Annotated in this window: 24 protein-coding genes and 8 tRNA genes; 30 read left to right on the plus strand and 2 right to left on the minus strand. The window is 59.1% G+C overall.

Going from position 1 to position 26,673, the window contains the following annotated elements:
- Positions 1-98 precede the first annotated feature (98 nt).
- The 11 genes from pyrG (at position 99) to rpoS (ending at position 9,597) form a co-directional block, all read left to right on the plus strand.
- Positions 99-1,736, plus strand: a complete 1,638-nt coding sequence (gene pyrG / locus QUE41_RS05060) for a CTP synthase (protein WP_286341838.1) — start codon at positions 99-101, stop codon at positions 1,734-1,736.
- 74 nt (positions 1,737-1,810) lie between these two features.
- A complete protein-coding gene (gene eno, locus QUE41_RS05065; protein ID WP_286341839.1) occupies positions 1,811-3,106 on the plus strand; it encodes a phosphopyruvate hydratase in 1,296 nt (431 codons plus the stop codon).
- Positions 3,107-3,228: 122 nt separating this feature from the next.
- Entirely contained in the window at positions 3,229-3,525 is a 297-nt protein-coding gene (ftsB, locus tag QUE41_RS05070) for a cell division protein FtsB (protein ID WP_286341840.1), read from the plus strand.
- Positions 3,526-3,546: 21 nt separating this feature from the next.
- Positions 3,547-4,230 carry a 2-C-methyl-D-erythritol 4-phosphate cytidylyltransferase gene (gene ispD, locus QUE41_RS05075; RefSeq protein ID WP_286341841.1) on the plus strand — a complete coding sequence of 228 codons (684 nt, stop codon included), beginning with the start codon at positions 3,547-3,549 and terminating at the stop codon, positions 4,228-4,230.
- Positions 4,231-4,232: 2 nt separating this feature from the next.
- Positions 4,233-4,709, plus strand: a complete 477-nt coding sequence (ispF, locus tag QUE41_RS05080; protein WP_286341842.1) for a 2-C-methyl-D-erythritol 2,4-cyclodiphosphate synthase — start codon at positions 4,233-4,235, stop codon at positions 4,707-4,709.
- Positions 4,702-5,754, plus strand: a complete 1,053-nt coding sequence (gene truD / locus QUE41_RS05085) for a tRNA pseudouridine(13) synthase TruD (protein ID WP_286341843.1) — start codon at positions 4,702-4,704, stop codon at positions 5,752-5,754. Before ispF ends, truD begins: the two co-directional genes overlap by 8 nt.
- A 12-nt stretch (positions 5,755-5,766) precedes the next feature.
- Positions 5,767-6,516 (plus strand): 5'/3'-nucleotidase SurE, encoded by a 750-nt coding sequence (gene surE / locus QUE41_RS05090; protein WP_286341844.1) that lies wholly within the window; start codon positions 5,767-5,769, stop codon positions 6,514-6,516.
- Positions 6,513-7,151: a protein-L-isoaspartate(D-aspartate) O-methyltransferase gene (locus QUE41_RS05095; RefSeq protein ID WP_286341845.1), complete on the plus strand. Its 639-nt coding sequence runs from the start codon at positions 6,513-6,515 to the stop codon at positions 7,149-7,151. The genes surE and QUE41_RS05095 overlap by 4 nt, the downstream gene beginning before the upstream one ends.
- The gene (locus QUE41_RS05100) at positions 7,138-7,671 is read left to right on the plus strand and encodes a YqaA family protein (protein ID WP_286341846.1); all 534 of its coding nucleotides are present in this window, start codon (positions 7,138-7,140) and stop codon (positions 7,669-7,671) included. Before QUE41_RS05095 ends, QUE41_RS05100 begins: the two co-directional genes overlap by 14 nt.
- Positions 7,647-8,522, plus strand: a complete 876-nt coding sequence (locus QUE41_RS05105; RefSeq protein ID WP_286341847.1) for a peptidoglycan DD-metalloendopeptidase family protein — start codon at positions 7,647-7,649, stop codon at positions 8,520-8,522. Before QUE41_RS05100 ends, QUE41_RS05105 begins: the two co-directional genes overlap by 25 nt.
- An 85-nt stretch (positions 8,523-8,607) precedes the next feature.
- Entirely contained in the window at positions 8,608-9,597 is a 990-nt protein-coding gene (gene rpoS, locus QUE41_RS05110; RefSeq protein WP_286341848.1) for an RNA polymerase sigma factor RpoS, read from the plus strand.
- 66 nt (positions 9,598-9,663) lie between these two features.
- Here the strand turns inward: rpoS and mutS are convergent, their stop codons facing one another.
- A complete protein-coding gene (gene mutS / locus QUE41_RS05115) occupies positions 9,664-12,186 on the minus strand; it encodes a DNA mismatch repair protein MutS (RefSeq protein WP_286342909.1) in 2,523 nt (840 codons plus the stop codon).
- A gap of 194 nt (positions 12,187-12,380) precedes the next feature.
- Between mutS and recA the strand changes: the two genes are divergently transcribed.
- The 13 genes from recA (at position 12,381) to QUE41_RS05180 (ending at position 19,883) form a co-directional block, all read left to right on the plus strand.
- A complete protein-coding gene (gene recA / locus QUE41_RS05120) occupies positions 12,381-13,421 on the plus strand; it encodes a recombinase RecA (protein ID WP_286341849.1) in 1,041 nt (346 codons plus the stop codon).
- Positions 13,422-13,447: 26 nt separating this feature from the next.
- Complete coding sequence (locus QUE41_RS05125) at positions 13,448-13,870, plus strand: regulatory protein RecX (RefSeq protein WP_502876015.1); 423 nt, start codon at positions 13,448-13,450, stop codon at positions 13,868-13,870.
- Between the two features lie 138 nt (positions 13,871-14,008).
- A complete protein-coding gene (gene alaS / locus QUE41_RS05130; protein WP_286341850.1) occupies positions 14,009-16,630 on the plus strand; it encodes an alanine--tRNA ligase in 2,622 nt (873 codons plus the stop codon).
- 3 nt (positions 16,631-16,633) lie between these two features.
- Complete coding sequence (locus tag QUE41_RS05135) at positions 16,634-17,851, plus strand: aspartate kinase (protein ID WP_286341851.1); 1,218 nt, start codon at positions 16,634-16,636, stop codon at positions 17,849-17,851.
- A 104-nt stretch (positions 17,852-17,955) separates the two neighbouring features.
- Complete coding sequence (gene csrA / locus QUE41_RS05140) at positions 17,956-18,150, plus strand: carbon storage regulator CsrA (protein ID WP_028109924.1); 195 nt, start codon at positions 17,956-17,958, stop codon at positions 18,148-18,150.
- 263 nt (positions 18,151-18,413) lie between these two features.
- Positions 18,414-18,503: transfer RNA gene (locus QUE41_RS05145), tRNA-Ser, on the plus strand.
- A gap of 4 nt (positions 18,504-18,507) precedes the next feature.
- Positions 18,508-18,584: transfer RNA gene (locus QUE41_RS05150), tRNA-Arg, on the plus strand.
- A 210-nt stretch (positions 18,585-18,794) separates the two neighbouring features.
- A tRNA-Arg gene (locus QUE41_RS05155) sits at positions 18,795-18,871 on the plus strand.
- A 34-nt stretch (positions 18,872-18,905) separates the two neighbouring features.
- Positions 18,906-18,982, plus strand: a tRNA-Arg gene (locus QUE41_RS05160).
- Between the two features lie 179 nt (positions 18,983-19,161).
- Positions 19,162-19,238: transfer RNA gene (locus QUE41_RS05165), tRNA-Arg, on the plus strand.
- Positions 19,239-19,294: 56 nt separating this feature from the next.
- Positions 19,295-19,371, plus strand: a tRNA-Arg gene (locus QUE41_RS05170).
- A gap of 341 nt (positions 19,372-19,712) precedes the next feature.
- Positions 19,713-19,802 (plus strand) — tRNA-Ser (locus QUE41_RS05175).
- Positions 19,803-19,806: 4 nt separating this feature from the next.
- Positions 19,807-19,883 (plus strand) — tRNA-Arg (locus tag QUE41_RS05180).
- A 96-nt stretch (positions 19,884-19,979) separates the two neighbouring features.
- Here QUE41_RS05180 and QUE41_RS05185 read toward each other — a convergent pair.
- Complete coding sequence (locus QUE41_RS05185; RefSeq protein ID WP_286341852.1) at positions 19,980-20,156, minus strand: hypothetical protein; 177 nt, start codon at positions 20,154-20,156, stop codon at positions 19,980-19,982.
- Between the two features lie 237 nt (positions 20,157-20,393).
- Here QUE41_RS05185 and QUE41_RS05190 point away from each other — a divergent pair, with 237 nt between their 5' ends.
- The 6 genes from QUE41_RS05190 to QUE41_RS05215 all read left to right on the plus strand — a co-directional run bounded on the left by QUE41_RS05190 (position 20,394) and on the right by QUE41_RS05215 (position 26,640).
- Positions 20,394-20,792: a hypothetical protein gene (locus QUE41_RS05190; RefSeq protein WP_286341853.1), complete on the plus strand. Its 399-nt coding sequence runs from the start codon at positions 20,394-20,396 to the stop codon at positions 20,790-20,792.
- Positions 20,793-20,864: 72 nt separating this feature from the next.
- The gene (gene nsrR / locus QUE41_RS05195) at positions 20,865-21,302 is read left to right on the plus strand and encodes a nitric oxide-sensing transcriptional repressor NsrR (protein ID WP_286341854.1); all 438 of its coding nucleotides are present in this window, start codon (positions 20,865-20,867) and stop codon (positions 21,300-21,302) included.
- 7 nt (positions 21,303-21,309) lie between these two features.
- Positions 21,310-21,741, plus strand: a complete 432-nt coding sequence (locus QUE41_RS05200; RefSeq protein WP_286341855.1) for a YqaA family protein — start codon at positions 21,310-21,312, stop codon at positions 21,739-21,741.
- Between the two features lie 42 nt (positions 21,742-21,783).
- Complete coding sequence (locus QUE41_RS05205) at positions 21,784-24,621, plus strand: M16 family metallopeptidase (protein ID WP_286341856.1); 2,838 nt, start codon at positions 21,784-21,786, stop codon at positions 24,619-24,621.
- A 61-nt stretch (positions 24,622-24,682) separates the two neighbouring features.
- Positions 24,683-26,233: a glutamate--cysteine ligase gene (gene gshA / locus QUE41_RS05210; RefSeq protein ID WP_286341857.1), complete on the plus strand. Its 1,551-nt coding sequence runs from the start codon at positions 24,683-24,685 to the stop codon at positions 26,231-26,233.
- Positions 26,230-26,640: a hypothetical protein gene (locus QUE41_RS05215; RefSeq protein ID WP_286341858.1), complete on the plus strand. Its 411-nt coding sequence runs from the start codon at positions 26,230-26,232 to the stop codon at positions 26,638-26,640. The genes gshA and QUE41_RS05215 overlap by 4 nt, the downstream gene beginning before the upstream one ends.
- Positions 26,641-26,673: the final 33 nt, after the last annotated feature.

Here is a 26,673-nt window from a genome sequence, read left to right on the forward strand (position 1 = left end):
GCTTCTCAGATTGTCCTGCCCTGGGGCCTCTGGTATACTGTCATCCCGTCCTATAGTGAACTCCCACTAAGTCGTATCATTCTTATCTCAGGTTCAGCATGACTACAAATTATATCTTCGTGACGGGCGGGGTGGTTTCCTCGTTGGGTAAAGGCATTGCAGCAGCGTCTCTTGCCGCCATTCTGGAAGCTCGCGGTCTTAACGTGACCATCATGAAACTGGATCCCTACATCAACGTGGATCCCGGCACCATGAGCCCCACTCAGCACGGTGAGGTGTTCGTGACCGAAGACGGTGCCGAAACCGACCTGGACCTGGGCCACTACGAGCGCTTCATCCGCACCAAGATGAGCAAGCGCAACAACTTCACCTCCGGCCGCATCTATGCCGACGTTCTGCGCAAAGAGCGTCGCGGCGACTACCTGGGTGCCACCATCCAGGTGATCCCTCACATCACCAACGCCATCAAAGAGCGGGTGATCTCCGGTGCCGAAGGTCATGACGTGGCCATTGTGGAAGTGGGCGGTACCGTGGGTGACATCGAGTCCCTGCCGTTCCTGGAAGCCCTGCGTCAGCTGGCGGTAGAACTGGGCCGTGATCGTGCCATGTTTATGCACCTGACTTTGGTGCCTTACCTGTCCGCCGCCGGTGAAGTGAAGACCAAGCCGACTCAGCACTCAGTAAAAGAGCTGCTGTCCATCGGTATTCAGCCCGATATCCTCATCTGCCGTTCCGATCGCGTGGTGCCCGCCAACGAGCGTCGCAAGATCGCCCTGTTCTGTAACGTCGAAGAGAAGGCGGTAATCAGCCTGAAGGATGTGGACAGCATCTACAAAATCCCGGCCCTGCTGAAATCCCAGGGACTGGATGAGCTGTGTGCCAAGCGCTTTGGCCTGACCTGTCCTGAAGCGGACCTGTCCGAGTGGGAGCGGGTGATCTACGAAGAGGCCAACCCAACCGGCGAAGTGACCATCGGCATGGTGGGCAAATACGTTGAACTGCCTGACGCCTACAAGTCCGTCAACGAGGCGCTGAAGCACGGCGGTCTGAAGAACCGTGTCTCCGTGACCATCAAGTACGTGGACTCCCAAGACGTGGAAGCCAAGGGCACCTCCATCCTGGAAGGCCTGGACGGCATCCTGGTACCCGGTGGCTTCGGTGAGCGTGGCGTGGAAGGCAAGATTATGGCCGCCCGTTACGCCCGTGAAAACAAGGTGCCCTACCTGGGTATCTGCCTGGGTATGCAGGTGGCTCTGATTGAGTTCGCCCGCAATGTGGCCGGCCTGGAAGGCGCACACTCCAGCGAGTTCAATTCAGGCACCGATCACCCTGTTGTGGGTCTGATCACAGAATGGGTCGACGAAGAGGGTAATGTAGAGGAGCGCACTGAAGGCTCCGACCTCGGCGGCACCATGCGCCTGGGTGGCCAGCTGTGCCACCTGAAAGAGGGCTCCAAAGTAGCCCAGATGTACGGCGGCGCCACCTGCGTTGAGCGCCACCGTCACCGTTACGAAGTGAACAACAACTACGTCAAGCGCCTGGAAGAGGCGGGTCTGGCCTTCACCGGTCTGTCCACCGACAAGAAACTGGTTGAGATCATCGAGATCCCAGGTCACCCATGGTTTGTGGCCGGCCAGTTCCACCCAGAGTTCACTTCCACTCCACGTGACGGTCACCCCCTGTTTGCCGGTTTTGTGAAGGCAGCAGACGAGTTCCAGAAAAGGGAACTAAACTAGAGCGAGATTCCCGGGCGGGTGCCCTTGTGGCGCCCGTCCTTTAACTTTGAAACTCTGTAATAGGAAACTTTGAAATGGCAAAGATCGTTAAGATTGTCGGCCGCGAAGTCATGGACTCCCGCGGTAACCCCACTGTAGAAGCCGAAGTGCATCTGGAAGGCGGGTTTGTCGGCATGGCCTGTGCTCCCTCCGGTGCCTCCACCGGTACCCGTGAAGCCCTGGAACTGCGTGACGGTGACAAGTCCCGCTACCTGGGTAAGGGCGTACTGAAAGCCGTTGCCAACGTTAACGACTCTATCGCTCCTGCCCTGGTGGGCTTCGACGCCGCTGACCAGCGTGGTCTGGACAAGGTGATGATCGACCTGGACGGCACCGAGAACAAAGACAACCTGGGTGCCAACGCCATCCTGGCTGTGTCTCTGGCCGCTGCCAAGGCCGCCGCTGCCGCCAAGGGTCTGCCTCTGTACGCCCACATCGCTGAGCTGAACGGTACCCCTGGTGAGTACTCCATGCCAGTACCTATGATGAACATCCTCAACGGTGGTGAGCACGCGGACAACAACGTGGACATCCAGGAGTTCATGGTACAGCCTGTTGGCGCGCCTAACTTCCGTGAAGCCCTGCGCATGGGTGCCGAGATCTTCCACAGCCTGAAGAAGGTACTGAAGGCCAAGGGTCTGAACACTGCCGTAGGTGACGAAGGTGGTTTCGCCCCTAACCTGGCCTCCAACGCCGACGCCCTGGCTGTGATCAAGGAAGCGGTTGAAGCGGCTGGCTACAAGCTGGGCACCGACGTGACCCTGGCTCTGGACTGCGCGGCTTCCGAGTTCTACAAAGACGGTCAGTATGTCCTGAGCGGCGAAGACAAGAGCTTCGATTCCAACGCCTTCTCCGACTACCTGGGCGAGCTGAGCGCTCAGTACCCCATCGTATCCATCGAAGATGGCCTGGACGAGTCCGACTGGGAAGGCTGGGCCTACCTGACCAAGATCCTGGGTGACAAGATCCAGCTGGTGGGTGACGACCTGTTCGTAACCAACACCAAGATCCTCAAGCGCGGTATCGACAACAGCATCGGTAACTCCATCCTGATCAAGTTCAACCAGATCGGCTCCCTGTCCGAGACCCTGGACGCCATCAAGATGGCCAAAGACGCTGGCTTCACCGCAGTGATCTCCCACCGTTCCGGTGAGACCGAAGATGCCACCATCGCCGACCTGGCTGTGGGCACCGCTGCCGGCCAGATCAAGACCGGCTCCCTGTGCCGCTCTGACCGTGTTGCCAAGTACAACCAGTTGCTGCGCATCGAAGAGGCCCTGGGCGGTAACGTACCTTACCGTGGCCTGAAGGAGATCAACGGCCAGGGCTAATGCCTTGACGCGTTGAAAACCATACTGAAAAGCCGCCTTAGGGCGGCTTTTTTTGTGTCTGATGACTTTCCTTTTTGGTCGCCTTGGGTCAAGATCTTGTCATCATATTGCGGGTGGATACGATGCGACTGCTGCTTATTGTCTTGACGCTGTCCCTGGTTGGGCTTCAGTACCGTCTCTGGAACGGAGAGAATGGCTACGCCGAAGTGCGTCGGCTGGAGTCACAGATCGCCGAGCAGCAGGCCAACAACCTGCAACTGGAACAGCGCAATCAGATGCTGCGTCAGGAGATCACCGATCTGCGCGATGGGCTGGAGTCCATCGAAGAGCGCGCCCGGAACGAGCTGGGCATGGTGGGACCCAATGAGCAGTTCTTTCGGGTGATCAAACGCCCCTCCGCTGATTCTGCCCGCCAGTAATCCGCCCATCCCGGAGCCAAGATGTTACCTAAGCACACCCCCATTTACGCCGTGGTGCCCGCGGCCGGCGTTGGCAAGCGCATGGGAGCCGACATTCCCAAGCAGTATCTGCCACTCAATGGTCGCCCCATACTGTCCCACACCCTGGGCCGGCTGCTCAGCCATCCCGGCATCACTCAGGTGGTGGTGGCACTGGGCAGTGAGGATGGCTTCTTCGACGCGTTGCCAGAGTCCACCGATCCCAGGTTGACCCGGGTCCCTGGCGGGCAGGAGCGAGCCGATTCGGTGCTCAGTGCGCTGAGCCATATCGATGACGACCAGGCCTGGGTGATGGTCCATGATGCCGCCCGCCCCTGTCTGAGCCATGAGGATATCGATCGGTTGATCCGACTTTCCGGCGAGCAGGGAGGCATCCTGGCCGCCCCGGTACGGGATACCATGAAGCGGGCCAATGGCGATGGCGCCATTGACCACACGGTGGAGCGCAGTGGCTTGTGGCATGCCCTGACCCCGCAGTTGTTCCCACTCAAGGCCCTGCGTGATGCCCTGGCTCAGGGCCTGGAGCAGGGCGCCAACATAACCGATGAGGCCTCCGCCATGGAGCGCCTGGGATGGCACCCCACCCTGGTGGAGGGCAGCCCAGCCAACATCAAGGTGACCCACCCTGACGATCTGCGCATCGCCGGGTTGCTGATTAAGGAGTAGAGATGATTCGCATTGGCCATGGTTTCGATGTGCATAAATTTGGTGGTGAGGGTCCGGTGACCCTGGCCGGAGTGAAGGTGCCCTATCACCAGGGGCTGCTGGCCCACTCCGATGGGGATGTGATCCTGCACGCCATCAGCGATGCCCTGCTGGGGGCCCTGGCCCTGGGGGACATCGGCCACCATTTCCCCGACACCGACCCTAAGTTCAAGGGGGCGGACAGCCGGGTGCTGCTGCGCCATTGCTATGCTTTGGTGAAGGAGCGTGGATACACACTGGGCAACCTGGACGTGACCGTCATCGCCCAGGCCCCAAAGATGGCGCCCCACATCCAACAGATGCGCGCCAACATCAGTGCCGACCTGGAGTCGGCGCTGGATCAAGTTAACGTAAAGGCGACCACCACGGAGAAGCTGGGTTTTACCGGCCGTGCCGAGGGGATCGCCACCGAAGCAGTAGTGGTACTTACCCGTGACTGAATACACCCTGCCCCAGTGGCACTATCTCCATGGCGAGCCTGACGGCTATGCCATCCTGCGGACCCAGCCTGAAGACTTCATTGTCGAAGAGGGCCTCCCTTTCGAGGCCGACGGACAGGGTGAGCACCACCTGCTGCAGATCCGCAAGCGCCTGATGACCACCCACCAGCTGGCCCAGAAGCTGGCCAGTTTCGCCGGGGTGAAGCGGATGGACGTCTCCTGGGCGGGACTCAAGGATAAGTATGGGGTGACCACCCAGTGGTTCAGTGTCCGCATCCCTGGCAAGGAGACCCCGGACTGGAGCGCCCTCAATGGTGAGGACCTCCAGGTGTTGCAGGCCCTGCGCCATGGCAAGAAGCTGCGCACCGGCGCCCTGAGCGGCAACCGCTTTACCCTGACCCTGCGTCAGCTGCAGCCTGGCAGCAATCTGGAGCAGCGCCTGGAACAGATAAAGGCCCAGGGCGTGCCCAACTACTTCGGTGAGCAGCGCTTTGGTCATGGGGGCCGCAACGTGGAGCGTGCCGCAGAGATGTTCGCCGGCAAGCGCATCAAGGACAGGAACAAGCGCAGCATCTACCTGTCCGCAGCCCGCAGTTTCCTGTTTAACCATGTGGTGTCCGAGCGTCTGCAGCAGCATGGCCTGGCCTCTCTGTCCGGGGACACGGTGATGATGCCCACCGGGGGCAGCTTCTTTAAGTCTGAGGCCACTGACGCCGAGATCCCGGGGCGGGTGGTGCGTGGGGAACTGCGTCTGTCCGCGCCCATGGCCGGTGACTACCAGAGCGGTGACGATGAGGCCGACCAGTTTGAGCAGGAAGTGATGGCTCGCTGGCCAGAGCTGGTCCAGGGACTTAAGGATGCGCGCATGGATCAGGAGCGTCGTCCCCTGTTGCTGCGCCCGGAGCAGATGAGCTGGCAACTGGAGGGGGAGACCCTGGTGCTCAGCTTCCAGCTGCCTGCCGGGGCCTATGCCACGGCGGTATTGCGTGAGCTGCTCCGCTATGAGGAGGCACACAATCTTGAAAATCAAACGGTTAATGGATAAAAATAGCCCACTATGAAGATTCTGGTAAGCAATGATGACGGGGTGCATGCCCCGGGAATCCGCGCTCTGTCCGAGGCCTTGGCCTCTCTGGCAGAGGTGACGACCGTGGCACCTGACCGCAACTGTTCCGGGGCCAGCAACTCGCTGACCCTGACCAACCCGCTGCGGGTGCAGTCCATAGAGAACGGCTATCTGGCGGTGAACGGCACCCCCACCGATTGTGTGCACCTGGCGATTCGTGAGCTGATGGAAGGTGAGCCCGACCTGGTGGTGTCCGGCATCAATGCGGGCGCCAACCTGGGGGACGACACCCTCTACTCCGGCACCGTGGCCGCGGCCATGGAGGGACGCCATCTGGGGCTGCCCACCATCGCCGTTTCTCTGGTGGGTCGTGAGCTGCGCCACTACGAGACTGCCGCTCAGTTCACCCTGAAGCTGGTCAAGCACCTGAAACAGAATCCGCTGCCCTCCAACCAGATCCTCAACATCAACGTGCCCGACCTGCCGGAAGAGGCGATTCAGGGCGTCGTGGTCACCCGCCTGGGCGCTCGTCATAAGGCGGAAGGGATGATCCGCACCCAGGATCCCGCCGGTCGCGACATCTACTGGCTGGGACCTCCGGGTCAGCAGCAGGATGCCGGTCCGGGGACCGATTTCCATGCGGTGGCCAACGGCTACATCTCCATCACCCCGCTGACCGTGGATCTGACGGCCCACGATCAGCTGGATGGGCTCAAGGGCTGGATGGGCGGCTTGTCATGATAGGTCAGGCCCAGGTATACGGTCAGCGACTGGCCGACCTGCTTCGGCAGGCGGGCATCCAGAATGAGCGGGTGCTGGCGGCCATCGCCAATACCCCCAGAACCTCCTTTGTGGAGGGGGCCCTGACGCAAAAGGCCTGGGAGAACACCGCGCTGCCCATAGGCCAGGGACAGACCATCTCCCAACCCTATATCGTGGCGCGCATGACTCAGGCGCTGCTGCAGGATATGCCCGAAGGGCCGGTGCTGGAGATCGGGACCGGTTCGGGCTACCAGTCGGCGATTCTGGCTCAACTGGTCCCGGAGCTCTGTTCCGTGGAGCGCATCAAGGGGCTGCAGATCAAGGCCAGGCAACGACTGAAGAAGATGGATCTGCACAACATCGCCTTTAAATATGGCGATGGCTGGCAGGGTTGGCCGGCTCGGGCCCCCTTCGCCGGGATCATTGTGACCGCCGCCGCCCGGGAACTGCCCCAGGCGTTGCTGCAGCAGATGGCTGACGGTGGCCGGATGGTGATCCCCATAGGCGAACAGGTTCAGGTGCTGCACCTGATCACCCGCCAGGGCGATCGCTATCTGAGCGAGGTGCTCGAGGAGGTGCGTTTTGTGCCCTTGGTGGCCGGTGACACCGAGTAAGGAACACAGGCTGCGCCGCCGTTCTCTGGCGGCGTTTGCCTTTCTGGAGGGGCTGATTCTGCCTATCCCTGCAGAACTGGCCCTGGCGCCCATGTGTCGGCTGGAGCCCAGGCAGTGGTTTTCCCTGGCCTGCCTGACGGTGTTCTGGTCGGTGCTCGGTGGTTTGCTTGCCTACCTGGCGGCGCGTTATGGCATGGAGGCTCTGGTGATGCCTCTGGTGCAGCGCTGGCACTATGAGGCGGAACTGACGGAGATCCTGGCACTCTATGGCCAATGGGGAGCGGGGATACTGGCGGTGACCGGATTGACGCCACTGCCCTATAAGCTGGCCACCCTGGCGGCCGGGGCCAGCGGTGTGTCATGGCCCTTATTCCTGCTGGCGGCGACGGTGAGTCGAGCCAGCCGATATGTTTTGGTGGCCTGGGTGGCTAAGGAGACGGGCCGCCTGCCCAAGTCCTACGCCTGGCTGGGATGGTTGATACTGGGAGGATTGCTGTGCGCCATGCTGCTCGTTTTGTAAGCAGATCTTTCTTTTTGCTTCTGATCTTCTCTCTGGTCGGATGCAGTTTTCAGGCTCATAAACCTGCGCCTGTGGAAAGTTTATACACAGGCAAAACCTACAAGGACAAGGCCCGCGGCAGTGTCAGTCAATCCAGGTATCAGGTAAAACCTGGGGATACCCTCTATTCCATTGCCTGGGCGTCGGGCAACGACTACAAGGATCTGGCCCGGATTAACAAGCTGCCATCGCCCTATACAATCCGGGTCGGGCAGTGGCTTGATTTGCGATCGGTCAAAAAATCAGCAGCAACCACCTCCAGCACCAGAAAACCAGCAAAAACAACTGCGAATGCCAGTCGATCCACATCAAGCTCTGTCAGATCGCCGAAACAAAAAGAAAACACTAAATCTGTTGATCCCAAAAATTCTCAGGAGTATGCTTCAACAAGAAGCTCACAAAATATTAACAGGTCATTAAACTCTTCATTGCCGAAGAAAGTGTCCAAGTGGCGCTGGCCAGCCTCAGGAAAGGTGGTGGCCCGTTACTCCGACTCCGCTCAGGGGCAAAAGGGGTTGAATATCGCTTCCAGGGAGGGGGCGCCTGTTGTAGCTTCAGCCGAGGGCCGGGTGGTGTACGCCGGAAGTGCTCTCAGGGGATACGGCAAGTTGATCATCATTAAACACAGTGACGATTACCTGAGTGCCTATGCCCACAACAGAAAAATACTCGTAAAAGAGAAACAGGCAGTAAAAGCAGGTCAGCAGATCGCCGAAATGGGAAGTACAGACAGCGATCGGGTGATGTTGCACTTCGAGATCCGTTACCGGGGTAAGTCGGTGGATCCGGAGCGTTATCTGCCGAAGAAGTAATCTTTCTTGAAGGGACGTCAAGGTATATGGAGGCTTTACCGTGAAGTAATCATCAGTGGTTTGGGACAAATTGGGAGACTGGCCAATGAGTCGAAATATCAAGCAATACAGCAGTGCTGCCGTAGATCTGAACAGGGAAGAAGCAGTTTTGGGGACTGATTCCAACCGGGCAACTTCAGGCAAGCGAAAGGCAGCGAAAGAGTCCGCAGTAGATCAACTGGTTCAGGATGATCTGCAGAAAAATCTCGATGCCACTCAGTTGTATCTGAGTGAGATCGGATTCTCACCCTTGCTCACCGCCGAGGAGGAGGTCTATTACGCTCGCCGTGCCCAGCGTGATTGTGCCAAATCCCGTAACCGGATGATCGAAAGTAATCTGCGTCTGGTGGTGAAGATCGCCCGCCGGTACAACAATCGGGGTCTGGCCCTACTCGACTTGATCGAAGAGGGTAACCTGGGACTGATCCGCGCCGTGGAGAAGTTCGACCCGGAGCGTGGATTCCGTTTCTCTACCTACGCGACCTGGTGGATCCGTCAGACCATCGAGCGCGCCATCATGAACCAGACCCGTACCATACGTCTGCCCATTCATGTGGTGAAAGAGCTCAACGTCTACCTGCGCACCGCCCGTGAACTGGCCCACAGCCTGGATCACGAGCCCACCGCAGACGAGATCGCCGCCAAACTGGACAAGCCGGTTGAGGATGTGAGCAAGATGCTGAAGCTGAACGAGAAGATCAGCTCGGTGGACACGCCCATCGGTGGTGACTCCGACAAGGCTCTGCTGGACATCATTGCAGACGACGATAGCTCTGGTCCCGAATCCAAGGTGCAGGAAGACGACATCCAGGACTCGGTGGTCCGCTGGCTTGATGAGCTTAACTCCAAGCAGCGCGAAGTACTGGCTCGCCGCTTTGGACTGCTGGGCTATGAGCCCTCCACCCTGGAAGACGTGGGGCGGGAGATTGGTCTGACCCGAGAGCGGGTTCGTCAGATTCAGGTTGAAGCCCTGCGTCGCCTCAAGGATCTGCTGGGATCCCAGGGACTCTCCAGTGAGGCGCTGTTCCGTCCCTGATTCTGTCATTTGTTAGCGCAATGAAAAACGCGGCCACTGGGCCGCGTTTTCTTTTGTCGCTCTGGCTTACAGCATCGCCTTGAGTCGGTAGATCAGATCCTGGGCCTGGCGGGGGCTGAGGTTATCCGGGTCGCTCTGCTCCAGCATCTCCAGGGCCGGGTGGGGTTCCGGCTCCGCCGGACTGATGGCCAGAGAGAGCTGGGGTTCAGCCTGAGCCTGGCCCAGCTGTTCCAGTTGAGCCAGCTTGTGCTTGGCCTGGCGAATCACCCCTTGAGGCACGCCCGCCAGGGCGGCCACCTGCAAGCCATAACTGCGGCTCGCCGGCCCCTCCTGCACCGCGTGCATAAAGGCGATGGTGTCCCCATGCTCCACCGCATCCAGATGGACATTGACCGCTTCTGCGTGTTGCTCTGGTAGCTGGGTCAGCTCGAAGTAGTGGGTGGCGAACAGAGTCAGGGACTGACTCTTTCGGGTCAGGAACTCCGCCGCCGCCCAGGCCAGGGACAGGCCATCGTAGGTGGAGGTGCCGCGGCCAATCTCATCCATCAGCACCAGGCTGCGTTCACTGGCGTTGTTGAGAATGTTGGCGGTTTCGGTCATCTCAACCATGAAGGTGGAGCGTCCGGACGCCAGATCGTCCGAGGCGCCGATGCGGGTAAAGATCCGATCCAAACGGCCAATCTCGGCGCTGTCGGCCGGCACAAAGCAGCCGATGTGCGCCATCAGGGCAATGAGGGCCGTCTGCCTCATGTAGGTCGACTTACCCCCCATGTTGGGGCCGGTGAGCACCAGCATGCGGCGAGAGGGACACAGGGAGACCGGGTTGGCGATAAAGGGCTCCTTCATCACCTGCTCCACCACGGGGTGACGGCCACCGCGGATCTCGATGCCGATAGAGTCACTCAGAGTCGGGCGGCAGTAGTTCAGAGCCTCGGCCCTATCGGCGAAGGTCTGCAGCACATCCAGCTCGGCGCAGGCAAAGCCGAACATCTGCAGCTCGGCCAGCTTGGGCATCAGCAGGTCGAACAGCTCCTCATACAGCTGTTTCTCCAGGGCCAGGGCCTTGCCCTGACTGGTGAGCACCTTGTCCTCGTGCTCCTTGAGCTCGGGGATGATAAAGCGCTCGGCATTCTTCAGGGTCTGGCGGCGGATGTAGCTGGCCGGCACCAGGGCCGACTGGGCTTTGGACACTTCGATGAAGTAGCCGTGCACCTTGTTGTACCCCACCTTGAGGGTGGCGATGCCGGTGACCTCTTTCTCCCGGGCTTCCAGCTCAGCCAGATAGTCTGTGGCTCCCTGGGACAGATCTCGCCAGTAGTCCAGATCGCTGTTGTAGCCCGGCGCGATCACGCCGCCGTCGCGAATGAGCACCGGCGGATTGTCGATGATGGCTCGCTCCAGCAGCGCCAGCTCTTCGGGAAACTCCCCCAGCTGTTGGGTCAGGGCATTCAGCCGTGAAGACTGGCACTGGCCCAGGGTGTCTTTCAGCTCCGGCAGCACCCTCATCGCCTGACGCAGCCGGGTAAAGTCTCGGGGACGGGCGCTGCGCAGGGCCAGGCGTGCCAGTACCCGCTCGATATCGCCAATCTCCTTGAGCAGATCGATAAGGTCGGCGCTCAGCCCCAGCTCCACGAGTTCCGCCACCGCATCCAGGCGCTGATTCAGGGTGTCGCGGCAGGTCAGCGGCTGGTGGATCCAGCGCTGCAACTGACGGGAACCCATGGCGGTGGCGCTGGCGTCCAGCACCGACGCCAGGGTGTTGTCATGGCCGCCACTGAGGTTTCGGGTCAGCTCCAGATTGCGCCGGGTGGCGGCATCCAGCACGATGCCCTCATCGGAGAGATGGCGGCCGATGCTGCGGATGTGGGGCAGGGCGGTACGCTGGGTGTCCTTGACGTATTGAAGCAGACAACCGGCGGCGCACAGGCCCAGGTTGGCGTCCTCCACCCCAAACCCGGCCAGATCCCGGGTACCGAACTGCTCGGTCAGCTGCTTGCGGGCGGTGGCCAGGTCAAACTCCCATTCGGGCCGGCGGCGCAGCCCCTTGAGATCCTCCACCAGGTGCATTGCCATCAGCGATTCGCAGTAGAGCAGTTCCACCGGCGCCACCCGTTGCAGCTCGGCGGCCAGGCTCTCTTCATCGTTCAGCTCATTGAGGAAGAACCGGCCGGAGGTGAGATCCAAAGTGGCAAAGCCAAAACGGCCCTGGTGTTCATACAGGGCGGCCACCAGGTTATCGCGACGCTCGGTCAGTAGAGCTTCGTCGGTCACCGTGCCCGGGGTGACGATGCGCACCACTTTGCGCTCCACCGGGCCCTTGCTGGTGGCCGGATCGCCCACCTGCTCACAGATCGCCACCGATTCACCCATCTGCACCAGCCTGGCCAGATAGCCCTCAACCGCATGGTAGGGAACGCCGGCCATGGGGATGGGATCGCCGCCGCTCTTGCCGCGGGCGGTCAGGGTGATGTCCAGCAGAGCCGCAGTGCGCTTGGCATCGTCATAGAAGAGTTCATAGAAGTCGCCCATGCGATAGAACAGGATCACATCCTGATGCTGGGCTTTGAGAGTCAGGTACTGCTGCATCATCGGCGTGTGATGCGCTAGGGCGTCGGACTGGGGGCTCACGAGTTTCCTGCTGGGCAAAATCGACAAAGCCGTTATCATACCCCGGATCGAAAAACGCCTCCATACAGTAAACAGGGGTTGATACTGTATGACTATACAGTATACTGACCCCAGTTAAAGATAACGCCTCATCCAATTTCAGAGTGGAGCTAGCAATGGACAACAACAAACAGCGGGCATTGGCCGCTGCCCTGGGACAGATTGAAAAGCAGTTTGGAAAAGGCTCTATCATGCGCCTGGGTGATGCCACTGCCATGGACATTGAGGCCATCTCCACCGGTTCTCTGGGCCTGGATGTGGCTCTGGGTATTGGCGGTCTGCCCGCCGGTCGTGTTGTTGAGATCTACGGTCCTGAATCTTCCGGTAAGACCACCCTGACTCTGCAGGTGATCGCCGAAGCTCAGAAGATGGGCAAGACCTGTGCCTTCGTGGATGCTGAACACGCCCTGGACCCCATCTATGCCGAGAAGCTGGGTGTGAACGTGCAGGAGCTGCTGGTGTCCCAGCCCGATACCGGTGAACAGGCTCTGGAGATCTGCGACATGCTGGTGCGCTCCGGCGCCGTGGACGTGGTGATCGTCGACTCCGTGGCCGCATTGACGCCCAAGGCGGAGATCGAAGGCGAGATGGGTGACTCTCACGTGGGTCTGCAAGCCCGTCTGATGTCTCAGGCCCTGCGTAAGCTGACCGCTAACATCAAGCGTTCCAACACCCTGTGTATCTTCATCAACCAGATCCGGATGAAGATCGGTGTGATGTTCGGTAACCCTGAAACCACCACTGGTGGTAACGCCCTGAAGTTCTACGCCTCCGTGCGTCTGGATATTCGCCGCACCGGTGCCATCAAAGATGGTGACGAGGTGGTGGGTAACGAAACTCGGGTCAAGGTAGTGAAGAACAAGGTGGCACCTCCGTTCAAACAGGCCGAGTTCCAGATCCTCTACGGTGAGGGTTCCTCCAAAGAGGGTGAGCTCATCGATCTCGGTGTGAAGCACAAGCTGGTGGAGAAATCCGGCGCCTGGTACAGCTACAAGGGCGAGAAGATTGGTCAGGGTAAAGCGAACTGCATCCGCTTCCTCAAGGAAAACGTGGCCATCGCCGAAGAGATCGAGTCCCAGCTGCGTGCCATGCTGCTGGTGAAGGCCGAGCCCCAGGCCGACGAGTTTGACCCTGCTAAAGAGGGTGAGGAAGCCTGAGCCAGGCCGACCTCAAACAGGCGGCTCTGAATCTGCTGAGCCGCCGGGATCACGCCAAAGCCGAGCTGAAGCAAAAACTGCGTCAGCGCGGCTTTGATCTTTCTGGCAGCGACGAACTCTTCCTCCAGCTGGAGGAGTGGGGCTATCTGGATGAGGCGCGCTTTGCCCTCTCTTACGCCCGCAGTCGTGCCCTTCGTGGTCAGGGGCCTGCCAAGGTGAGGCAGGAGCTGCGTCAGCGGGGCCTTTCCTCTTCCCTGATTACTCAGGCCATAGATCAGGAGGAGCTGGATTGGTGGCAGTGTTGCCTGGAGCTGGCACAACGACGCTTCGACGCCCAGCAGCTGGCCGACTACAGCGCCCGTCAGAAGGCGTGGCGCTTCCTCACCGGCCGTGGCTTTGACCGCGACCAGATACACTACGCCTTCGAGGAGCTTTCCCGAAGCGAGTAATTTTCCCTTAATTCCCCCATATCGCTGGTTTGCCCGGCCCTGTTACGGATATAATCACCCGTTTGAACAGGCAGCGCTGCCAAGCCGATGGACAGTGCGCTGCCTCAACCCAGATACAACTCTTTTCAGGATGACCGCATGCGTATGACCACTGCTGAAATTCGGGAAGCTTTCCTGGAATATTTCCGCACTCAGAACCACGAAGTAGTGGAGTCCAGCTCCCTGGTTCCTCATAACGATCCCACTCTGCTGTTTACCAATGCGGGGATGAACCAGTTCAAGGACGTCTTCCTCGGCGCAGAGCAGCGCAACTACTCCCGTGCCACCACATCCCAGCGTTGTGTGCGCGCCGGTGGTAAGCATAACGACCTGGAAAACGTGGGTTACACCGCCCGTCACCACACCTTCTTCGAGATGCTGGGTAACTTCAGCTTTGGTGACTACTTCAAGCGTGATGCCATCAACTTCGCCTGGAACTTCCTCACCAAGGAGTTGAAGCTGCCCAAGGAGAAGCTGTGCGTCACCATCTATGAGTCCGATGATGAAGCCTATGAGATCTGGCTGAAGGAGATCGGCGTACCTGCCGAGTCCATCATCCGCATCGGTGACAACAAGGGCGCCCCTTACGCCTCTGACAACTTCTGGCAGATGGGCGACACCGGCCCATGCGGCCCCTGTACCGAGATCTTCTACGACCACGGCGACCACATCTGGGGTGGCCGTCCCGGTACCCCGGAAGAGGATGGGGATCGCTTCATCGAGATCTGGAACATCGTATTCATGCAGTACAACCGTCAGGCTGACGGCACCATGGAACCTCTGCCCAAGCCCTCTGTGGATACCGGCATGGGCCTGGAGCGTATTGCTGCCATCATGCAGGGCGTGCACTCCAACTATGAGATTGACCTGTTCCAGTCGCTGATCAAGCAGGCGGCCCAGCTGCTGTCCGTAGAGGATCTGGAGAACAACTCCCTCAAGGTGATCGCCGATCACATCCGCTCCTGTGCCTTCCTGATTGCCGATGGCGTGATGCCCTCCAACGAAGGCCGTGGCTATGTGTTGCGCCGCATCATTCGTCGTGCCGTGCGTCACGGTCACAAACTGGGTGCCCGTCAGCCTTTCTTCCACCGTCTGGCCCCTAAGCTGGCTGAGCTGATGGGCGCCGCCTACGATGAGCTCAATACCCAGATGCCGGTCATCTCCAAGGTTCTGAAAACCGAAGAGGAGCAGTTCCTGCGTACCGTGGACCGCGGCCTGGCTCTGCTGGAGGATGTGCTGGAGAACCTGGAAGGGGACACCATTCCTGGTGCCAAGGTGTTCGAACTCTATGACACCTACGGTTTCCCGGCGGACCTGACCGCCGACATCGCCCGTGAGCGCGACATGAAGATCGACCAGGAGGGCTTCGATGCCGCCATGGCCGAGCAGCGTAAGCGTGCCCAGCAGGCCAGCAAGTTCGGCATGGACTACAACGAAGTGCTGCGCATCGACAGTGACACCGAGTTCAGCGGTTACACCCTCAACGAGCAGGCGGCCAAGGTTGTGGCCATCTACAAAGAGGGCGAGTCCGTCGAGCAGCTGCTGGAAGGGGAAGAGGGCCAGGTGATTCTGGACACCACCCCCTTCTACGCCGAAAGCGGTGGTCAGGTGGGCGACTCCGGTGAACTGATGATGGCCAACGGCGCCTTCACCGTGAAGGATACCCGCAAGGCGGGCAACGCCATTGTTCATGTGGGCTATGTGTCCGGGGGAGAAATTCACGTCGGTGAAGAGCTGACTGCCACCATCGACAGCCATCGTCGTCAGGCGATCAAGCTGAACCACACCGCCACCCACCTGCTGCACGCCGCCCTGCGCAAGGTGCTGGGTGACCACGTGACCCAGAAAGGTTCTCTGGTCAACGCAGAAGGCCTGCGCTTCGACTTCAGCCACTTCGAAGGGGTCAGCATCAAGGCGCTGCGCACCGTTGAGAAGATGGTGAACGATCAGATCCGCGCCAACAACGAAGTGGCCACCCGACTGATGAACATCGACGATGCCAAGTCCGCCGGTGCCATGGCCCTGTTTGGTGAGAAGTACGACGACGAAGTACGGGTCGTGAACATGGGTGAGTTCTCCACCGAGCTCTGTGGTGGTACCCACGTTAACCGCACTGGTGACATCGGCTTCTTCAAGATCATCTCCGAAGGCGGCATTGCCGCAGGTGTGCGTCGTATTGAAGCCCTGACCGGCCAGGTGGCCATCGATGCCATGCATCAGCTGGGCGAACAGCTGGAAGGCCTGGCGACCATGGTCAAGAGTGACACCACCAACCTGGGCGAACGTGTTCGCACCCTGGTGGAGCGCAGCCGTTGGCTGGAGAAGGAGGTCGATCGCCTCAACGCCAAGCTGACCGCTCAGGCCGGCGCGTCTCTGGCGGACAACGCCGTTGAGATCAACGGCACCAAGGTAATTGTGGCCAACCTGGAAGGGGCTGAGCCCAAATCCCTGCGTGACACCCTGGATCAGCTGAAGAACAAGCTGGGCAGCGGCATTGTGGTTCTGGCAACCGCCAAGGACGACAAGGTCAGCCTGATTGCCGGCGTGACCAAGGATCTCACCGGTCAGGTGAAATCCGGTGAGCTGGTGAACATGGTGGCTCAGCAGGTTGGAGGTAAAGGCGGTGGTCGTCCTGACATGGCTCAGGCTGGCGGAACCGACGTAACTGCTCTGCCGGCTGCTCTGGCGAGCGTGAACGACTGGCTGGCGCAGCGGCTGTAATCAGTGTCCCTGTTTGTACAGAAGTTTGGTGGCACCTCGGTGGGGTCTTTTGACCGCATCGAGGCGGTCGCCGACGGTATTGCCCGTACCGTACGCGAAGGTCACAAGACGGTAGTGGTATTGTCAGCCATGGCTGGTGAGACCAATCGTTTGTTGGAACTGGCCTCCCTGGTGTCGGCTCAGCCTGACCAGCGCGAGCTGGACATGCTGGTCAGCACCGGCGAGCAGATCTCCATCGCCTTGATGGCCATGGCTTTACATAAGCGGGGAGTCCAGGCTGTCTCCCTGTTGGGATTCCAGGTGGGAATTCACACCGACGGCCATCATGGTCGCGCCGAGATTCAGTCCGTCGAACAGCAGCGCCTGGAGCGTTGCCTGGCGGCGGGACAGGTGCCCATTGTGGCCGGATTTCAGGGGGTGAGTCCTGACGGAGAGGTGACGACACTGGGCCGTGGAGGCTCTGATACCACGGCCGTTGCACTGGCCGCAGCCCTTGGTGCTGACGAATGTCAGATTTTCACCGACGTAGAAGGGGTTTATACTACTGATCCTAGGATAGAACCTAAGGCGCGCAAAATGAGCCACATCACCTTCGAGGAGATGTTGGAGCTAGCCAGTCTGGGTGCTAAGGTATTGCAAATGCGCTCTGTTGAATTTGCAGGCCGGCACCAGGTGCCACTCAGGGTGCTGTCCAGTTTCAAGGAAGGAGAAGGGACTCTGATCGATTACGATGGCCGTTGCCACTCCGGCAACTGCGTTACCGGTATCGCATACAGTCGCGAAGAGGCCAGCCTGACCCTGACCGGTCTGGTGGATGAGGCCGGCGTGGCTGCTGCCCTGTTTTCCCCCTTGGCTGATGCCAAAATTGCCGTGGATATGATAGTTCAGGCGGGCGCCGGAGAAGGCCGTGTCGACCTGACTTTTACCGTTCCTCGGGGTGACCTTCCCCTGGCCCGTTCCGTTATCGAGCCTCTGATGGAGAGGTTTGGTGCCAGGGAATTGATAGAAACCAGCGACATCTGCAAAGTTTCCGTAGTGGGGGCCTCAATGACCCAGCACACCTCGGTGGCCAAGCAGATGTTCGAAGTCTTGGGTCGAGAAGGAATTAAGATTCATTTGATTGCGACCTCGGAGATAAAGATCTCCGTTGCCATTGATGAGAAGTATCTTGAGCTTGCCGTCCGAAGCCTCCACAGCTCGTTTGGGCTGGGTGAAGACTGAGAATATCTGCCAATGTGGGTAGAATTAATCTAGGCTAACTTTATAATAGCGCTGCAAGATTCCACCGTCGAAGGCCGTGGACTTGAAGAGAGAGGAGCGAAAGAATGCTGATTTTGACTCGCCGCGTAGGCGAAACCTTAATGATTGGTGACGAAGTAACCGTTACTGTTTTGGGAGTAAAGGGCAACCAGGTACGTATTGGTGTGAACGCTCCCAAAGAGGTTTCTGTGCATCGCGAGGAGATCTACATGCGGATTCAAGCCGAGAAAGACGGCACTCCGCAGGGTGGAAACTTCTAAAAAAGACCGGCGCAACAGCGTCGGTTTTTTTATGCCTGAATCCCGTTTGAAGGGCGCTCTTAGGCACGGCTGCTGACAGTAAAATAATCATTTTCAGGGCTTGCTGCCGGAATCTTGGCTGGACTGGATAAAAACAGTGCAGTTGTTATCGCGCCCACCAAAAAGCGTTTGACATATTTCTGCTACGACGTAATATACGCCCCGCACCACGGCAGAGCGAGCTCTCCAGGTGACCGGGGACCTACCGGAAAACAGGTCGATTAGGTGAGGTGGCCGAGTGGCTGAAGGCGCGCCCCTGCTAAGGGCGTATACCTTGATCGGTATCGAGGGTTCGAATCCCTCCCTCACCGCCATTGCGCGCTCGTAGCTCAGCTGGATAGAGTACCTGGCTACGAACCAGGCGGTCGAAGGTTCGAATCCTTCCGAGCGCGCCATTTTCTTTAAGGATGCCTGAGCTGCGCTCAGGGGTTCTACGCGCTTGGTCGGATTGCCGGCCTGCGGGCAAAGCCCTACGGCGTTGCCGCGGCGAAAGCTTCGCTTTCTAGTGTCCGCGCCAACCCTTCCGAGCGCGCCATACATAAGAAAGCCGCGCAGTGCTTGCGCGGCTTTTATTTTCCCCGAGGGGAAGACAACAGAATTAGTGTGCGTCCGTAGCTCAGCTGGATAGAGTACCTGGCTACGAACCAGGCGGTCGAAGGTTCGAATCCTTCCGGACGCGCCATTAATTCCCAAGCACAGCTTGGAAAATACTTTGCGCGCTCGTAGCTCAGCTGGATAGAGTACCTGGCTACGAACCAGGCGGTCGAAGGTTCGAATCCTTCCGAGCGCGCCATTTTAAAGGATGCCTGAGCTGCGCTCAGGGGTTCTATACGCTTGGTCGGATTGCCGGCCTGCGGGCAAGCCCTACGGCGTTGCCGCGGCGAAAGCTTCGCTTTCTGGATTCCGCGCCAACCCTTCCGAGCGCGCCATCATTTCGACACTGGGGTATCCCCGGGTCAAAACCAAATATGTGCGTCCGTAGCTCAGCTGGATAGAGTACCTGGCTACGAACCAGGCGGTCGAAGGTTCGAATCCTTCCGGACGCGCCATATTTTTAAAAGTTAATGAGTGTCTGACACGAAATTGACTACAATCTGTTTTCTGCGCGCTCGTAGCTCAGCTGGATAGAGTACCTGGCTACGAACCAGGCGGTCGAAGGTTCGAATCCTTCCGAGCGCGCCATATTGATAAAAAAGCCCAAGCGAAAGCTTGGGTTTTTTTATGCGCGTCCGTCGGATTGCCGGCCTGCGGACGGAGCCCTTCGGCGTCGTTGCGGCGAAAGCTTGGGTTTTTTTATGCCTGAACCCTGCAAAGAGCACGGGGCCGCGCATTCGCCGCGATACAGAGGGCAACGCTGGCTGCTTCATCCTGCATCAATTTCTGCTCAGCTCGGGGCCGTATTGAAGCTTTGTTGTGCAATCAAACACCTGGAGTGAATTTGTTGCCCTTTAGGGGTTTGACATCCTCGCATTAGGCCGTAAGATAGCACTCCTGTGTTGGCCACTAAGGCGAACGCAGAGCGTGGTGAGGTGGCCGAGTGGCTGAAGGCGCGCCCCTGCTAAGGGCGTATACCTTGATCGGTATCGAGGGTTCGAATCCCTCCCTCACCGCCATTGCGCGCTCGTAGCTCAGCTGGATAGAGTACCTGGCTACGAACCAGGCGGTCGAAGGTTCGAATCCTTCCGAGCGCGCCATATTGATAAAGAAGCCCGAGCTGACGCTCGGGTTTTTTTATGCGCGCTCGTCAGTCAGTGGTCCTGCGGCGCGCTAGAGGCGATCAAAAGCAGAGATTAGCCGGGCTGGGTCAGTTCAATCATCAGGGCGAAGAAGCCGATCAGCCCGAGGCTAAGGCCAAAAATCCAGTAAAACCCCTTCTGTCCCTGTTTCAGGCTGTAGCCGTTCATGGTCAAGTACAGGTACCACAGCAGTGACAGGATAATCGGCAGCAGAAACATTCTTCCTATCATGGTGGTTCCTCATCATTGAGCTGTAGGCAATTTCTTAATAGATACCAAGAGTTTGCCGGGTTTTCAAACAGGCTTCCACTACCGGTTTTGCACGAATCCCACGGAAAGATGACAGGGATTGACAATGTTTATCAATACGTTAACCCTTGTGATCTGAGTGTAAAAAATTGACAAATTGGCTTCTTATTTATCCATTCGCGTGTAGCATATAGCCCTTGGGGGATTATCAAATTGACTATGCGCTACCTGACTTTGCTGACTTTGTTCTCCCTACCCGTTCTGGCCTGGTTCGACGCGGTTCCCGACTGGCTGGATAAAGAGAGTCATCAGCTGGTGATGGACCTCAACAGTGGTATCGGACAAAGCCAGAATCCTAACTTCTTAAAAGCCGAATATGGCGATGGTGAGATGATACTGTACTATCGTCAGGTAAATGGCGATCGTCTCGGTGCCTTCGGCGCAGTGGTGGAAAACCACGCTCAGGAGACCATTTACAGCTTCTGTGCCAGCGCCTACTATCGTAAGCGCTTAGAACTGGGCATGATATATCGTCACCTGTACCAGGATGATACGGGCAACACCAATCAGGAGATCCGTATCGACAGATACAGCTGTCTGCAGTCACAGCGTTTTTGACCGCAAGGGGAGCAGAGGCCCCGTCAGCCCGTACCTCTGAACGCCTTTGGCGATTGATTGGAGGTAAGATTCTTGCAACTCACCAGCTTCAGTGACTTCGCGTTCCGTTCCCTGCTCTACATGGCGACGCTGCCAGAGGGGGAGTTGACCAGCATCACCCAGGTAACCGAGGTCTACGGTGTATCCCGTAACCATATGGTGAAGGTGATCAATAAGCTGGGTCACGCCGGTTTCGTGAAGACCGTGCGGGGCAAGAAGGGGGGGATCTGTCTGGCTAAATCCCCTGAAGAGATTGGCCTGGGAGAAGTGATTCGTGCCCTGGAGCCTCTGCAACTGATCAATTGCGGCGAACCCTACTGTAAAATTCTTCCCGCCTGTCGCCTGAAGCAGGTGCTGACAGAAGCCACCAATGCGTTTCTGTCGACTCTGGATAACTACACCCTGGCGGACATGCTGTCCAACAATGATGAGCTCAAGGCTCTGATGATCCCTTCGGAAACCGTCGAGTAATCCCTTGTTGTCAGCCGAAGGGGGCCTGTTTGTCAGCGCCTTCGTCTCCGCCACTCTCGCTCCCGGGGGCTCAGAGGTGCTTCTGGGCTATCTGGTTCAATCCACTCCTGCCAATTGGTTCAGCCTCGTCATAATTGCCACCATAGGCAATACTCTGGGTTCCCTCACCAGTTATCTCCTTGGGCGCCTGGGACGGCGTGCCAGATCCCCCGAAGAGCTGATGGAGGGGAAGCACCAATGGCTGATCCCCAAGGTGCAGCGTTATGGCGTCTGGAGCCTGCTGCTGGCCTGGCTGCCTCTGATAGGGGATGCCATTCCCCTGCTTGCCGGATGGTTCCGGTTTGGGATGTTATCTAGTAGTCTGTTGATCTTCATTGGTAAGTTTTTTCGATACCTGGTGATCGCCCTCACCACTCTGGGCATCATCAGTCAGTTCTAGGCGCAGCCCGACCGGGCTGTGGGCCGCTACAGGAGGGATTCCGTGAAATTGTTCAAGCCACTGGCACTCAGTCTGGCGATTACCCTGGCCGGATGCGCATCCGACGCACCCACTCCGTCGCTGCCCGACGGGGTCGCTTATCTGGGCTCAAACCTGTCCCAGCAGGCAGAAGTAACAATTCCTTACGAAAAGTTCCAGTTGGACAACGGTCTGACCGTGGTGCTGCACAAAGACAGCTCTGACCCTCTGGTCCATGTGGACGTGACCTATCATGTGGGATCGGCCCGAGAGGAGTTGGGTAAGTCCGGCTTCGCCCACTTCTTCGAACACATGATGTTCCAGGGCTCCGAAAACGTCGCCGACGAGCAGCACTTCCAGCTGGTAACCGAGTCCGGCGGTACCCTGAACGGCACCACCAACAGCGATAGAACCAACTATTTTGAAACAGTGCCAGCCAATCAGCTGGAGAAGATGCTTTGGCTAGAGGCGGACCGCATGGGCTTCCTGTTGCCCGCGGTCACCGAAGAGGCGTTCGAGGTTCAGCGCGCCACCGTTAAGAACGAGCGTGGCCAGAGGGTGGACAACCAGCCCTATGGTCGCCTCAACGAACTGGTTTCCCAGGCGCTCTATCCAAAAGGCCACCCCTACTCCTGGCCGGTGATCGGTTGGATGGAGGAGCTGGACAACGGCAATGTGGATGACTTGCGCGCCTTCTTCAAGCGCTGGTATGGCCCCAACAACGCCACCCTGACCATTGGCGGCGACTTCGATCGTGAGCAGGTGCTGCAGTGGGTGGTGAAGTACTTTGGTTCCATCCCGAGGGGCCCGGAAGTGACCGCCCAGCCCAAGGCGCCCGCTTCTCTGGAGGCCGACCGTTACCTCACCCTGGAAGACAAAGTGCACTTGCCCCTGATTTACCTCTCCTTCCCTACGGTGTACGCCCGCCATCAGGATGAGGCAGCATTGGACCTGTTGTCTGAGATCCTCGGCGGCGGCAAGACCTCCATCTTCTACAAGAATCTGGTGAAATCCGGACTGGCGGTGCAGGCGGGCGTTGGCCATCCCTGCCGGGAACTGGCTTGCGAGTTCACCATGTACGCCCTGGCCAACCCGGGCAAGATGCCTCAGCTGGCCGAGATCGAGAAGGTGATTCGCGACTCCGTGGCCGAGTTTGAGAAGCGCGGTGTCCTGGCCGATGATCTCAAGAAAGCCCAGGTGGGCCATGAAGCCAACACCATCTTCGGTCTGCAGAGCGTCCGCGGCAAGGTGACCTCACTGGCGTACAACCAGACCTTCTTCGACGAGCCCGACCTGCTTCAGCAGGATCTGGACCGTTACCGCAATGTCACCGCCGAAGACGTGATGCGGGTGTTCAACACCTACATCAAGGACAAGCACGCGGTGATCATGAGCGTCGTGCCCCAGGGGCAACTGGCCCTGGCCGCCGCGCCAGCCAGTTTCACCGCCCCGGGCCCGATTCCCAAGGATCAGCTGAGCCACGCCGGTAAGGTGGAACAGGCTCAGATTCAGGACAGCTTCGACCGAAGCCAGGTGCCGGGATCCGGTCCCGCTCCTCAGCTCAAGGTACCTGCCCTGTGGCAACAGCGCCTGGCCAACGGCATCGATGTCATCGGCACTCAGAGCGATGAGACCCCCACCACAGAGATCATGATTGCCCTCGATGGCGGTCAGCGCCTGACCTCCGCCTCCGAGGCTGGTCTGGCTCAGCTCACTGCCACCATGATGGGCGAGTCCACCGAGTCCTTTACCACGGTTGAGATGGCTCAGGAACTGGAGAAGCTGGGGTCCTCCATCTCCGTCAGTGCCTCCGGCTATCGTACCTATGTCAGTGTCAGTGCCCTGACCGCCAACCTGGATCCCACCCTGGCCCTGTTGCAGGAGCGTCTGCTCAAGCCGGCGTTTAAGGATGAGGATTTCCAGCGGGTCAAGGTTCAGCAGATTCAGGGACTTCAGCACCAGGCCAACGATCCTGGCTGGCTGGCCAACACCGCCTGGAGCGAGTTGCTCTACGGTGGCAACAGCGCCGGTAAACCCGTCGGTGGCACCCTGGAGAGCGTTCAGGCCCTGACTCTGGATCAGGTCAAAGGCTTCTATAACGAGCAGTTCCGCGCCGGCAACGCCAGCGTGGTGGCGGTGTCTGACCTGGATCAGGCTCAGTTACTGGCCAAGCTCAACTGGCTGGGCCAATGGCAGGGCGACGCCAGTCAGTGGGCTCCGCTGAAAGCGATGCCACAGTTGGCCGGTCCCAAGGTGTACCTGCTGGATAAGCCGGGTGCGGCTCAATCGGTGATCAAGATAGGCCGCCGCGGCATGCCCTTTGATGCCTTGGGTGACTACTTCAAGTCCGGGTTGATGAACTATCCCCTGGGTGGGGCCTTCAACAGCCGCATCAACCTGAACCTGCGCGAAGACAAGGGCTACACCTATGGCGCCCGCAGCAGCTTCCGAGGCGGACCCGAGCTGGGCTCCTTCGTGGCTGGTGCCAGCGTACGTGCCGATGCCACCGCGGCGTCGGTGAAGGAGTTTGTCGACGAACTTCAGGGTTTCGCAGACAAGGGGATGACGGAAGAGGAGCTGGCCTTTATGCGGGCCTCGGTGACTCAGTCCGATGCCCTGAGCTTCGAGACCCCAGGGCAGAAAGCCCGCTTCCTGGGCAAGCTGCAACGCTATGACCTGCCCAAGGACTTTGTTGAGCAACAGGGGGACCTGATCCGCAGCATCAGCCGTGAGGAACTCAATCGCCTGGCGAAAGATCAGCTGGACCTGTCACAAATGATCATTCTGGTTGTTGGTGATAAAAGCAGCGTTGAGCCCTCTCTGAAAGAACTGGGCTATGATATCGTCACACTGACGCTGTAAAATTGTCCCTTTCCATCTACACCGGGAGGGCATCGCCCTCCCGTTTTAACGAGTATCTGACTTGACGGAATTTGAACGGAACCTGAGCCGACTCTCCAATGAGGAGGGGCGGCTCGCCCTGCGCTCTCTGGGGCGCGGGATAGAGCGGGAAGCCTTGCGCATTCTTCCCGAAGGCCTGCTGGCCCGGGACTCCCACCCCCAGGCCCTGGGCTCAGCCCTGACCAACAAGTGGATCACCACGGACTTTTCCGAGTCTTTGCTGGAGCTGATCACCGGGGTCAACACCTGTGTCGATGGCCTGCTCGAAGAGCTGGGTGATATCCATCGCTTTGTCAGTCACCACATCGGCGATCAGTTGTTGTGGCCCCAGTCCATGCCCTGCTTCATCGATCATCAGGAAGATGTGCCCATCGCCCAGTATGGTCACTCCCACGTCGGAAGGATGAAGACCCTCTACCGTGAGGGACTCAAGCGCCGTTATGGGGCCAAGATGCAGTCCATCGCCGGGGTGCACTTCAACTTCTCGTTGCCAAAATCGCTGTGGAAAGCCCTGTATGGGGACAGCTGCCAGGAGACCATCTCCACCGGCTATTTCCACATGATTCGCAACTTCCGTCATCAGGCCTGGATCCTGCCCTACCTGTTTGGGGCTTCCCCAACCCTGTGTTCCTCCTTCCTGGATGGTCGCGAAGTGGGGCTGGAGTTTGACACCCTCTCCAGCGGCTTGCTGGTGCTGCCCTGGGCCACCTCCCTGAGGATGAGCGACCTGGGCTACACCAACAGCGAGCAAACCAATCTGCGCATTCGCTATAACTCGGTTCAGGAGTACGTGTCCGACCTTAAGCGTGCCATCACCCTGCCGTCGGAGCGTTTTGCCGAACTGGGTCTGGAGGAGGGGGGCCAGCGGGTGCAGCTGAACACCAACATCCTGCAGATTGAGAATGAGCTTTACTCGCCCATCCGTCCCAAGCGCACCGCTCACAGTGGCGAGACCCCCTCGGACGCCCTGGATCGTGCCGGCGTGGAGTACATCGAGGTGCGCACCCTGGATGTGAACCCCTTCGCCCCCCACGGCGTAAGCCGGGATCAGGTGCTGCTGCTGGATCTCTTCCTGCTGGATTGTTTGCTGTTGCCCAGCCCCTGCTGGACAGACGAATGTCAGCAACAGACTCAGCGCAACTTCGATACCGTGGTGGCCAGGGGACGTCAGCCTGGTCTGGCACTGGAGTCAGGCTGTGGCGACAGCAAACCTCTCAGCCAGTGGCTGGCCGAGAGTTTTGCGCGTTGGCGTAAGATTGCCCGGGTGATCGACGGTGACCAGGGCAGTGACTATCAGGATGCCCTGGATCTTTGGCAGGGGTGCATCGATGACCCTGAGCAGACCCTCTCCGGCCGCATCCTGGCCGAACAGAAGGCTCAGGCCAATCCGGTGATGGCGCTGGCCAAGGCCCATCGTCAGCACTGGCTTGACGGTCAGTCTCAACGTCTGCCGGAACAGCGGCTGCAGCAGGAGGCCAAGGAGTCTGTAGAGCGACAACAGGCGCTGGAGGCCAACCAGGTGGGCACCTTCGAGGAGTACCTGGACCACTACTTCAAAGGATCAGAGCAGTGAAACCTCTGGGGTGGCTGCTGCTTCTGGGCGGGGTTCTGACTGGCTGTGCCAGCAATCAGGAGTTTGCCTGTGGCGTGGTGGCCAGCGGAGTGCGTCCGCCCGCGGCGCAGGGACTGTATCAGGTGATGGTGACTCACATCGATGGCCAGGCGGTGGTGTCCAAAGCCAGTTATCGCCTGCGTCCCGGTGAACACAAGTTGCGCCTGGTGGAACTGATTGACGATCCCCGGCTGGGGGTGAGCCTGCGAGACCGCAGCTATCGGGAGATGACCCTGTGGGTGGAGGCGGATCAGCAGTTCTCTCTGGCTGCCCGGTTTGATCCCGCTTCTCAGTCCGCCGAGGGAGGGCGTTACTGGGAGCCCACCATCTGGCAACAGCAGGCCCAGGTCTGCTCATTGGAGCCCTAGAAAAACGAAAAAGGCCGCATCAGCGGCCTTTTC

This window comes from Ferrimonas sp. YFM, from assembly GCF_030296015.1.
In the GTDB taxonomy this organism is placed as follows: domain Bacteria; phylum Pseudomonadota; class Gammaproteobacteria; order Enterobacterales; family Shewanellaceae; genus Ferrimonas.